This is a genomic window from Mesorhizobium sp. WSM4817 (genome assembly GCF_055811135.1).
On sequence record NZ_JBVVQQ010000037.1, the window covers coordinates 36,120 to 44,850 of the forward strand.

General features: G+C 63.5%; 10 protein-coding genes and 1 tRNA gene. 6 read left to right on the forward strand and 5 right to left on the reverse strand.

Features of this window, described 5'->3' with window-relative positions; translation table 11 throughout:
* Positions 1-102 precede the first annotated feature (102 nt).
* A complete protein-coding gene (yghU, locus tag AC0L2K_RS31590; protein ID WP_128247676.1) occupies positions 103-969 on the reverse strand; it encodes a glutathione-dependent disulfide-bond oxidoreductase in 867 nt (288 codons plus the stop codon).
* 226 nt (positions 970-1,195) lie between these two features.
* On the opposite strand from yghU, the gene AC0L2K_RS31595 reads away from it, so the two are divergent.
* The 3 genes from AC0L2K_RS31595 (at position 1,196) to AC0L2K_RS31605 (ending at position 5,349) form a co-directional block, all read left to right on the forward strand.
* Positions 1,196-2,098 carry a S1C family serine protease gene (locus tag AC0L2K_RS31595; RefSeq protein WP_128170519.1) on the forward strand — a complete coding sequence of 301 codons (903 nt, stop codon included), beginning with the start codon at positions 1,196-1,198 and terminating at the stop codon, positions 2,096-2,098.
* 340 nt (positions 2,099-2,438) lie between these two features.
* Positions 2,439-3,038, forward strand: coding sequence for a YdeI/OmpD-associated family protein (locus AC0L2K_RS31600; RefSeq protein ID WP_473533247.1), 600 nt, complete (start codon positions 2,439-2,441; stop codon positions 3,036-3,038).
* A 163-nt stretch (positions 3,039-3,201) separates the two neighbouring features.
* Positions 3,202-5,349: an EAL domain-containing protein gene (locus AC0L2K_RS31605; RefSeq protein WP_473523406.1), complete on the forward strand. Its 2,148-nt coding sequence runs from the start codon at positions 3,202-3,204 to the stop codon at positions 5,347-5,349.
* Positions 5,350-5,418: 69 nt separating this feature from the next.
* Here the strand turns inward: AC0L2K_RS31605 and AC0L2K_RS31610 are convergent, their stop codons facing one another.
* The 3 genes from AC0L2K_RS31610 to AC0L2K_RS31620 all read right to left on the reverse strand — a co-directional run bounded on the left by AC0L2K_RS31610 (position 5,419) and on the right by AC0L2K_RS31620 (position 6,280).
* Positions 5,419-5,748 (reverse strand): GYD domain-containing protein, encoded by a 330-nt coding sequence (locus tag AC0L2K_RS31610; RefSeq protein WP_027155386.1) that lies wholly within the window; start codon positions 5,746-5,748, stop codon positions 5,419-5,421.
* Positions 5,749-5,911: 163 nt separating this feature from the next.
* A complete protein-coding gene (locus AC0L2K_RS31615; protein ID WP_027155385.1) occupies positions 5,912-6,094 on the reverse strand; it encodes a DUF3606 domain-containing protein in 183 nt (60 codons plus the stop codon).
* 112 nt (positions 6,095-6,206) lie between these two features.
* Positions 6,207-6,280, reverse strand: a tRNA-Gln gene (locus AC0L2K_RS31620).
* Positions 6,281-6,395: 115 nt separating this feature from the next.
* Here AC0L2K_RS31620 and AC0L2K_RS31625 point away from each other — a divergent pair.
* Positions 6,396-6,782, forward strand: coding sequence for an ester cyclase (locus AC0L2K_RS31625; protein WP_473523486.1), 387 nt, complete (start codon positions 6,396-6,398; stop codon positions 6,780-6,782).
* A gap of 93 nt (positions 6,783-6,875) precedes the next feature.
* Positions 6,876-7,037 (forward strand): hypothetical protein, encoded by a 162-nt coding sequence (locus AC0L2K_RS31630; RefSeq protein ID WP_287068712.1) that lies wholly within the window; start codon positions 6,876-6,878, stop codon positions 7,035-7,037.
* Positions 7,038-7,179: 142 nt separating this feature from the next.
* Here the strand turns inward: AC0L2K_RS31630 and AC0L2K_RS31635 are convergent, their stop codons facing one another.
* On the reverse strand, positions 7,180-7,665 hold the full coding sequence (locus tag AC0L2K_RS31635; RefSeq protein WP_473533248.1) for an Lrp/AsnC family transcriptional regulator: 486 nt from the start codon (positions 7,663-7,665) through the stop codon (positions 7,180-7,182).
* 154 nt (positions 7,666-7,819) lie between these two features.
* On the opposite strand from AC0L2K_RS31635, the gene AC0L2K_RS31640 reads away from it, so the two are divergent.
* On the forward strand, positions 7,820-8,566 hold the full coding sequence (locus tag AC0L2K_RS31640) for a tryptophan 2,3-dioxygenase family protein (protein ID WP_473533249.1): 747 nt from the start codon (positions 7,820-7,822) through the stop codon (positions 8,564-8,566).
* The last annotated feature ends 165 nt before the right edge of the window (positions 8,567-8,731 follow it).

The window sequence follows — 8,731 nt, forward strand, 5'->3', positions numbered from 1 at the left end:
GTGCCTTGGACGTTCCGTTACTTTAGTCAACCAGTATATATCTCGGGGTGCATGTGACCGATACTGCGCAGCGCGTCATCCGCTCCAGCTCCGTCGCTCTGCTCACTCCGCCGCCAGTCTGTCCTGCGTCCTGGTGTCGAAGTCGCTGGCGTCGTGGCGCTCGTGCAATTGCATCGCCGGCTCGCCGAAGGCGCGGTTGACCATGCGGCCGCGCTGCACCGCCGGCCGCGCGTCGATCGCGTCGGCCCAGCGCTGCACGTGCTTGTATTCCTGCACCGACAGGAACGCGCCGGCGTCGTTGTACATGCGGCCCTTGGCCAGCCCGCCATACCAGGGCCACACGGCGATGTCGGCAATCGTGTAGGCGTCGCCGCCGAGATATTCGCTTTCAGCCAGCCGCCGGTCGAGCACGTCCATCTGGCGCTTCACCTCCATGGCGAAGCGGTCGATGGCATATTCGAACTTTTCCGGTGCATAGGCGTAGAAATGGCCGAAGCCGCCGCCGAGATAGGGCGCCGAGCCCATTTGCCAAAACAGCCACGACAGGGTTTCTGCGCGCGCCGGCTGCTCGATCGGCAGGAACTCGCCGAACTTCTCGGCCAGATGCAGCAGGATCGAGCCGGATTCGAAGACGCGGATCGGCTTTGGCCCGCTGCGGTCCATCAGCGCCGGGATCTTGGAGTTGGGATTGACCTCGACGAAGCCGCTGCCGAACTGGTCGCCGTCGTTGATCCTGATCAGCCAGGCGTCATATTCGGCGCCTTTGTGGCCGCGCGCCAACAACTCCTCCAGCATGATCGTCACCTTCACGCCGTTTGGTGTCGCCTGCGAGTAAAGCTGCAGCGGATGCTTGCCGACCGGCAACTGCTTGTCATGCGTCGGGCCGGCGATCGGCCGGTTGATGCTGGCGAAGGCGCCGCCATTCTCCTTGTTCCAGGTCCATACTTTCGGCGGTGTGTATTGGTTCATTTCGGAGGCCTTTGATGTGAGCGGAGAGGGTCTTAAGGAGGATCAGCTTGCATAGATACAGGTAGTGCGGGCTGACGGAAGTTCAACTTGTGTTGAACTATTGTCGATATCGGCAGCGCAAGCCTGCGCGATTGCATCCTGCCCTTGCGCCTCGTCACATGCGCCATAGCTATAGAAGATGCCGGCCCTCTGAACGGTCGTCGTGAATATGGCCAGGATTGAGAGCATGACCATCGATACGATTTTGCGGTCCATCGTGACGGTGCGGGCTTCGATCCCGGATGATGCCTTCACCGCGAATGCGCTAGGCACCAGCCGGGAAGGCAGCGGCGTGGTCATTCGCGACAACGGCCTGGTGCTCACCATCGGCTATCTGATCACCGAGGCGGAAGAAGTCTGGCTGACCGACCACAGCGGGCGCGTGATTCCCGCGCACGCGCTCGCCTACGACCAGGAAACGGGCTTCGGCCTGGTGCAGGCGCTGGCCCCGCTCGGCCTGCCCGCGGTGGCTTTCGGCGACGCGGCCAGGGCGATGGCCGGCGACCCGGTGGTGCTCGCCGACGGCATCGGCCAGGCGGTCAGCGCGTACATCGTCACCAAGCAGGAATTCGCCGGCTATTGGGAGTATCTGCTGGACGAGGCGATCTTCACCGCGCCGGCTCATCCGTCATGGGGAGGTGCGGCCCTCATCGGGCAGGATGGCAGGCTGCTCGGCATCGGTTCGCTGCGTCTGCAGATGAGCCGCGCCGGCGAGATCGCCGATATCAACATGGTGGTGCCGATCGACCTGCTGCCGCCCATCCTCGACGATCTGCTGACACGCGGCCAGGTTGCCAAGCCACCGCGCCCATGGCTCGGCGCCTTCTCCGCCGAAAGCAATGGCGAGGTCGTGGTGATGAGCGTCGCCGAAGGCAGCCCGGCCGCCGAAGCCGGCCTGCGCCAGGGCGACATCATCTCGGATGTGCGCGACGGCGAAGTCGACGGGCTCGCCGATTTCTACCGCAAGTTGTGGCAGAACCAGGCGGGGGCGGAGATCCCGTTGCGTGTTGTGCGCGACGGCCGCGAAACCTGGCTGCGCGTCAAATCGGCCGACCGCAACAGCTTTCTCAAGAAACCGCAGCTGCAGTGAAGCTGACGATCCACCTTCTCCCACAAGAAGGGGAGAAGGAAAGGCATCACGATGCGAAGGACCGCCATGGGCGGCGCGAAGCACCCCCCTCTGTCCTGCCGGACATCTCCCCCTCAAGGGGGGAGATTGGAAGTTTCAGCGCATCGCCCGTCTTCAATCGTTGGAAATTGGCGAAAGCCGAAGCGACATCTAATCTCCCCCCTTGAGGGGGAGATGTCCGGCAGGACAGAGGGGGGTGCTTCGCGCCGGCCTTGCAACAAGGCCACTGTTGCTCCATTCGATCGGAGCCAAGCAGCGACAAAGGAGAACCGATGACGACCACAGAAAGGCAGACCCGCTGATGGCGCCGGTCGAGGTCGACCCCGCCAAGGTCCGCGAATTCAGCGATGCCGAGAGCTTCTACACCTGGCTCGGCAAGCATCACGACACCAAGACAGAAATCTGGATCAAGATCCACAAGGTCGGTTCGGGACTGCTTTCGATCACGCCCAAGGAGGCCATCGACGTCGTGCTGTGCTGGGGCTGGATCGATGCCGTGCGCAAGGGGCTCGACGACAAGAGCTATTTGCAGCGCTACACACCGCGCGGCAGGAAGAGCATCTGGAGCCAGATCAACGTCGACAACGTCGCCCGGCTGATCGAGGCGGGCCGGATGACCGAGCATGGGCTCAAACAGGTCGATGCGGCGAAGACCGACGGCCGCTGGGCGCGTGCCTATGCAAGCGGCAAGGACATGAAAATCCCCGCGGATCTGCAGGCCGCAATAGACGCCGAGCCCGAGGCAAAGGCGATGCTGGCAGGGCTCAGCGCGCAGAACCGCTTCGCGCTCGCCTTCCGCATCCACAACATGAAGACCGAGGCTGGCCGCAAGAAGAGGATCGCCTCCTTCGTCGAGATGCTGACGCGCGGTGAGACGATCTACCCGCAAGGGAAGAGGTGAGGGCTGGCGCCGTCGCGGCTGTGGCTGCCATTGCGGCAAAGTTCCCGCCTCGTGGGTGTCAGGGTGAGAGAAATTGGCCGTCCACCCCGGCCGCTGCGCAGTAACGGTTTCTTCTTTGCTTTTGCCACACAATGGCGGCGACGAGGCGGGCGAAGTCCAGAGCATGGCCGAAAAGAAAAATCGCGACGGGGAGTTCTGGGAACTGGCGCTCGAACGCGCGCATCTTGGCGTCTGGGACTGGGATCTCGCGAGCGGCGACTGTTTTTACTCGGCGATGTGGTTGCAGATGCTCGGCTATGGCGAGGGTGAGCTTGCGGAGACAAGCGATCTCTGGTTGCAGCTGACGCATCCCGACGATCGCGAGCGGGCGGTGGCCAGCGGCGAACGCCACATTGCCGGCCTGACCGATTCGATCGAAACCGAGCTCAGGCTGAAGCACAAATCCGGTCACTGGGTATGGGTTCTCGATCGCGGCGGAGTGGTCGAACGCGACGCCGAAGGCCGGCCGGTCAGACTGATGGGCGTCCAGACCGACATCACCAAGCAGAAGCAGGCGGAAGCAGAGCTTGAACAGGTCAACGTCCGCTTTCGCCTGGCATTGGCGGCCAGCGGCACCGGCATCTGGCACCACGATCTCGCCGCACGCAAAAGCTACTGGGACAAGCGGACGCGGGACATCTACGGGCTTGTCGCCGACACCGACGAAGTGTCGCAAGACCTCTGGCACAGCTATCTGCATCCGGACGACCGGGCCGACGCCGAGCGGGCCCATTTGGCGCCGCTGCAAACCCAAAAGGTCGTCGCCGTGCAATACCGCATCATCAAGCGGGACGGCGAAATCCGACATCTCGAATCGCTGATACGGTTCGCCGACGCCCAGTCATCGGGCCAGATCCTGGGCACGGTGCGCGACATCACCGAGGCGAAGCAACGCGAGCAGGAGCTTGCCCATGCGGCCCGCCATGACGCGCTGACCGGCCTTTTGAACCGCGCCGCTTTCGACCGGCTGCTGGCCGAGCACATCGCAACGGCGCGCCGGCTCGCGGTGTTCTACGTCGATCTCGACTACTTCAAGGCACTGAACGACTTCGCCGGCCACGCCGCCGGCGACCTTGCCCTGAAGAGCGTCGCCGAGCGCATTCTGGGCTGTCTGCCGCCGTCGGTGCACGCCGCGCGCCTCGGCGGCGACGAGTTCGCGCTGCTGGTGCCTGATTGCGACGCAGCGCAAGCCGAGCGTCTCGCCGGCGCCGTACTCGCGGCGGTTCGCGATGCCGACCTCGGCTCGACGGCGGCGTCGCGCAAGCTCGCGGCCAGCATCGGCATCGCCTTTGTCGCCGATGCGAATACCGCAGTGGCCGACGCGCTCGCCTGCGCCGACGACGCCTGCTATGCGGCCAAGGCTGCCGGGCGCAATCGCTTCGCGGTGTTCTCGCCCGAGACGACGTCCGGTTCCAGCGGGCTCAATGCGGCGCGGCTGGCGGCCGACACCGTCGACGCCATGGCGGACGGAAGGCTGAAACTGTTCGGCCAGGAAATCCACCAGCTCGGAAAACCCTGGCAAGAAAGCCGCCATGTCGAGGTCCTGGCGCGGCTCGCCGGGCGCAACGGGCGGCTGATCCCGCCGGGCGAGTTCATCCCGGCGGCGGAGCGGTTCGGCGTCGCCTCGCGGCTCGACCGCTGGATCATCAGGACGGCGCTGTCGCTTCATGGTCCGGCGCTGAAGTCAGGGGCGCTCACGCTCGGCTTCAACCTGTCGGCGCAGACGCTGAGCGACCCGCAGCTTTGGGATTTCGTCGACGCCGTCATCGCCGAGACCGGGGCGCCGCATTCCGGCATCGGCTTCGAGATCACCGAAACCGCCGCGGTCACCAATTTCGCAGCTGCCGAGCAGTTCGTCGGCAAGGCGCGCGAGCGGCGCTGCCGCGTCAGCCTCGACGATTTCGGGGCGGGCATGAGCTCGTTCGAATATCTCCGGCGCTTTCCCGTCGACACGATCAAGATCGACGGTGCGTTCATCGAGCATATTGCCGATAGCCGCTTCGACCGCGAAATCGTCTCGGCGATATCCGGCATCGCCAGGAGCCTCGGCTGCTCCGTGGTGGCGGAGAAGATCGAAGCGCAGGATGCGCTCGACATCCTCGCGGATATGGGCATTGACTTCGGCCAGGGATTTCTGCTGCACCGGCCGGAGCCGCTGCAAGCGATCGTGGCGCGGGCGTGCGCGACCCGGGCGAGCGCGACACAAGCGAGCGTGGCACGGGCGCGCAAGACACGGGCGAGCGCGCCGGCACCAGCCGGACGGCGAGCCTAGCCCGGATCTCTCCGGGCTAGCCGGGCGAAAAGTCCGCGAAACCGGTCCGGCGCCGTGATGCGCGACTGGTCAGGACTTTCCCGGCGGGCGATAGCGGACCGACTTCGCCTTGCCAAGCGCTTGCATCGTCTCTTCGACGCTCAGGAGAACGGTGGTCTCGTACGAACTGAGCGCTCCTCCCGCACCAATGGCAAGCATGACCGATGCCATCGAAACGTTGTCGGGCGCTTCCCACAGGTTCCAGCCATCGTGCTCTCCGAAGCCGTACCAGAACCCGTGCAGCTTTCCGCCTACCGATTCGATGTAGGTGCGGGCTGCCTCGCGTCTATCCTCGGGGTTTTCGATCAGGCGCGCCCAGGTCTCGGGCGTATAGCTGAATCGTGAGAGATACATGGGCATGGTTCGCCTCCAGGGCCGCCGATCCCCAGCGGCTCGGCGTCGAGGGGATCGAGGGAGGGGCTGGCGCCGAGCCTGACCGGCTTGGTTGGTTCACCGGCTGACAAAATATGCGCTCAGGCTAATATAATCGCAACACCTATCCTGCAGGCGCCGCCGATGCGGATCAGGCGTTGCGGCTCGCCATATGCGCGTCGAGCTTCTTTCTCGAAGGCCCGTACCGCTTGATGATGGTCGCGGCCTCGCTCGGCGGTATGCCATATTTTTTCGCAAACGCCGCTACGTCGTAAGGCTCCTCGCCGGCGGCCGGTTTGCGGTCCTGCTTGCTCCTGGATTTGTCGTCGGCCATGTCGTCCTCCGTCATATCTGGTGGTTATAGGGTTGCTTGATCGGCCCGACCATCCTTGCCAGTTTGGGAAAGGAGGCACGCCGGTCTGACCGGTTGCCCGGCGGGGCGATGCTGGTTCCCGCTCATGGGCTCGAACCACGATTCACGCCTTCAAAGGGCGCTGTCCTACCATTAGACGAAGCGGGAATAGAGGAAGTGACGCTGTCTAGCACTTTCTCATCCGCGCATGAAGCTGCTTCATGTCATCATCGGCTTGAGCATGAGCTTTCAGCCGGGCCTTCTAGAGACGGGAGCAATCGCCGTGACCAGAACCGACCTCTCCGACTTCTACCGAGACTACATTGCCTGCCTGAACAAGCAGGACTGGCCGAAGCTGGGGCAGTTCGTTGATGATGAGGTGATCCACAACGGCCGGCGGCTCGGTCTATCAGGCTATCGCAAAATGTTGGAGCGAGACTTTGCTGAAATTCCGGACCTTTATTTCAACGTCCAGATGCTGATTTCCGATCCGCCCTACATAGCGAGCCGGCTCGGGTTCGACTGCACGCCGAAAGAAAGCTTCCTCGGCCTCCCTGTAAATGGGAGGAGAGTTTCCTTTTCCGAGAATGTTATCTATGAATTTGGGGACAAAAAGATTGTAGAAGTATGGTCTGTCATAGACAAGGCTGCCATCGAAGCCCAGCTTTAGCGCAGGAATGCTCGGCCGTCGTTCCACGTTCCGATATGAACCACGATATGAACAATGGCAGCTGCCTGTCTACCGCCTGTCAAGGACCCGGCCTTGACGCCTGAACACGCTGCCCCAGATTACGCGGCGGAGTTTTTAGAAATGCGATACGACTGGCAGGGGCGCAAATTCCTCGAACGGCATTTCGGCATTGTTATCGCAATTGGCCTGGCTGCAGGGCTGTCCGTGCTGGTCGCGCTGGGCTACACGCCTTAGAGACTGTTTGGAAACTCTACTCTGGCGGCCATCTGATGGCGTTTTCTGCGCTTCCGGTGCTCACGGACCAAAACGTCCGCTGCGCGCCGGTTCTCGAAACCACCACCATATGACTCGCCAGAGCGAATTTCGAAACAGTCTCTTAAGCCTCGGATTTAGCGCTCTGCTGCGCATGCCCCACGGCATTGGCGAAAGAAATGTCATCCTTGATCTCACGCATCGCCATCGAGGTGATCGTGCGGCGCACGCCGGGCAGGCGGCTGAGCTCGACGCGCAGCATCCTGTCCAGCGCCATCATGTCGACGGTCACGATCTGCAGGAGATAGTCGGCCTCGCCTGTGGTGGCGTGGCAGCGCCGGATAAGCGGATGCGCCTGGACGGCAGCCTCGAAGGCTTCGGAGAGCTCGAAATCGATCGACACCTGGATGAAGGCTTCGATGCCGAAGCCGAGCTTGGCCGGGTCGACCCGCGTCGAGTAGCCGCGGATGATGCCGGCGTCCTCCAGCGCCTTGACCCGCTTCCAGCACGGCGTCTTGCTTAAACCAACCTCGTCGGCGAGCACTGCGAAGGAGGTGCGCGCATCGCGTTCCAGCGCCGCGACGATCTTCCAGTCGACCGCATCCAGCATCACACGTTCTCGAAACATTCGCAATAGATGAACATTCGTCCTCCATTTTCTGGCATTTGGATAACACAAAGGAACAATGTTCAAGTGAAAAGCGACTAAACTGCGGGCTCGGACCGAACAGGGACCCTATGGGCCGGGCAAAGGAGCAGCTGCCATGGACAAGCCGGATTATTACGCCCGTATCGAAGCGCCCGAGATGCGCGACTATGGCGTCTACCTCAGCTGCGACAAACTACTCGCCTGCCAGAAGCCGCTGGCCGAGATGGTCAATGCCGACGAGCTGCAGTTCCAGATCGTCCACCAGGTCGAGGAGCTGTGGATGAAGCTCATCGCCTACACGCTGGTCGATGTCGTCGACTTCCTCGAGCAGCAGAACACCCATCGCATCGTCGCGCTGATGGGGCGGGTGCATCGGCTGATGCGCCTGATGACGGCGCAGCTCGACCTGCTCGAAACCATGTCGCCCAAGGAATACCAGGAGATTCGGCTGCAGCTCGGCAACGGCAGCGGCCAGGAATCGCCGGGCTTCAAGCTCTTGCTGCGCATGCCGCCGGACCTGTGGCGGGCGTTCAAGGCGTCCTATCTCGATGGTCGCGGGCTCTCGGTCGAGGATGTCTACGATGTCAGCTATGACCACGGCGACAGCTATGTCGTCGCCGAGGCGCTGATGGAATTCGACGAGCTGTTCCAGAAATTCCGCGCCAATCATCTCTACCTCATCCACCGCTCGATCGGGCTCGGCTCGAAATCGCTCAAAGGCCGACCGGTCGAACTGCTGCAGGCCGGCGCCCTGCATCGCTTCTTCCCGGAGCTGTGGGACATACGCTGCGACATGACCGACCGCTGGAGCGGCCAGTATGGGACTGTGCGGGCACCGATCAGCCACCACGCGGCCGAGTAGATCCAGGCTTGGGTTCCTCGCCCCGCGCGAAGCGGGGGGAGAGGTGGGGGCGGCGCGGGCCGGGGGGGGGGGGGTGGTTTGGGGGGGGGGGGGGGGCGCGCGCGGGGGGGGGGGGGCGGGGGGCCCCCCCCGCCCCCCCCGGGGGGGGGGGGGGGCGGGGCGCGG

Excerpts from the sequence above, each read along its gene's own strand:
- yghU (WP_128247676.1), bottom strand. The coding sequence starts at position 969 with ATGAACCAATACACACCGCCGAAAGTATGGACCTGGAACAAGGAGAAT.
- AC0L2K_RS31595 (WP_128170519.1), top strand. The coding sequence starts at position 1,196 with ATGACCATCGATACGATTTTGCGGTCCATCGTGACGGTGCGGGCTTCG.
- AC0L2K_RS31600 (WP_473533247.1), top strand. The coding sequence starts at position 2,439 with ATGGCGCCGGTCGAGGTCGACCCCGCCAAGGTCCGCGAATTCAGCGAT.
- AC0L2K_RS31605 (WP_473523406.1), top strand. The coding sequence starts at position 3,202 with ATGGCCGAAAAGAAAAATCGCGACGGGGAGTTCTGGGAACTGGCGCTC.
- AC0L2K_RS31610 (WP_027155386.1), bottom strand. The coding sequence starts at position 5,748 with ATGCCCATGTATCTCTCACGATTCAGCTATACGCCCGAGACCTGGGCG.
- AC0L2K_RS31615 (WP_027155385.1), bottom strand. The coding sequence starts at position 6,094 with ATGGCCGACGACAAATCCAGGAGCAAGCAGGACCGCAAACCGGCCGCC.
- AC0L2K_RS31635 (WP_473533248.1), bottom strand. The coding sequence starts at position 7,665 with ATGCTGGATGCGGTCGACTGGAAGATCGTCGCGGCGCTGGAACGCGAT.
- AC0L2K_RS31640 (WP_473533249.1), top strand. The coding sequence starts at position 7,820 with ATGGACAAGCCGGATTATTACGCCCGTATCGAAGCGCCCGAGATGCGC.